This is a genomic window from Tritonibacter sp. SIMBA_163, assembly GCF_046535935.1.
GTDB classification, from domain to species: Bacteria; Pseudomonadota; Alphaproteobacteria; order Rhodobacterales; family Rhodobacteraceae; genus Epibacterium; species Epibacterium scottomollicae.
Window position 1 is genome coordinate 1 of sequence record NZ_JAWJBP010000064.1, and the last position, 1,257, is coordinate 1,257.

The following is a 1,257-nucleotide window of genomic DNA, read 5'->3' on the forward strand; positions in this document are numbered from 1 at the left end:
CTCTGTTGCACAAATCCCTTGAGGGATTCATCTCGTGAAACCAGCGTGGTAGCTGGGCTGCATGAGCAGACCGACACCCCCAACCTACAAGACCAGAAACTGGTCAGCCTACAATAAAGCGCTCAAGCGCAGAGGTTCTCTGACAGTCTGGTTCGATCCCGAGATGAGCTGGGACGCCGTGCCGACAGGACGACGCGGGCGGCGGCAAACCTACAGCGATACGGCCATCCAGACATGCCTGACGATGAAGGTGCTGTTCGGTATGGCGCTCTGACAGAGTGAGCCAGTGAAGGCGCCATTGGTTCAAGCCCATTGGCGACCGGGTTCGTCGAGAGCCTGTTGCGTTTGATCGGTTTGAACTGGGCGGTGCCCGATTTCAGCACGCTCTCGCGCCGCCAGAGAACGCTGGCCGTGAACATCCCGTATATTGGCTCTCACGACCCATTGCACCTGCTGATCCCCTCTCATGGTTTGCAAGCAAACCACTGCCGGGCAGCGGACAGCACCGGTATCAAAGGTCGAGGGTGAAGGAGAGTGGAGTGCGGAGGATCAGAAAACAGTCTGGGGGACTGTTTTCCCGACAAACGCGCAAGCATGGTGGGCCCAAGCGGCGGGTTTGGCGCAAGATACATCTTGGGATCGACGAACAAACGCTGGAGGTTCGGACCGTGGAGATCACCGGGAGCCACATCGGTGGTGCGCCGGTGCTGCCAGATCTTCTGAACCAGATCCCGACGAACGAGACGATCAGCAGCGTCACCGCAGACGGCGCCTATGATACTCGCAAATGCCACGATGCCATCGCTGACCGCGGCGCCCATGCCGTTCGTCAGGGAAACGGTCCCCCGGACCCTTTCCTGGGCTTCCTCACTCCCACCCCGCAAAAACGCCAAGCCGTGGAAGACCGTCACTGCGGGTGCGGTGGCCAGAAGCGAGGCCCTGAGAGCTTCGAAATACCTCGGCCGCGCCATCTGGCGAAACTGGAGTGGTTACCACCGCCGGAGCCGCGTCGAGATATGAGGAGGATTAGAAAACGATCCGGGGGATCGTTTTCCCGACGACTGGATGCATTGCGTTAAACTGCTGGGGCAGCGCCTCATGGCACGGGACTTTGACCGGCAGGTCGCGGAAGTCCAAATCCGCATCGCCGTCATGAACGGCTATACGGCGCTCGGCATACCCACTACCGAGGCCGTGGGATAAGTCCGTCTAGGGAAAGGGGAACTCTGTCTATCAGTGGATTTGTGCAACAGAGTC

Annotated in this window: 1 pseudogene; it reads left to right on the forward strand. The window is 59.6% G+C overall.

The features are described 5' to 3' along the window. Nucleotides 1–61: 61 nt before the first annotated feature. Nucleotides 62–1,203 (forward strand): annotated as a pseudogene (locus R0J92_RS21365) (IS5 family transposase). Nucleotides 1,204–1,257 lie beyond the last annotated feature (54 nt).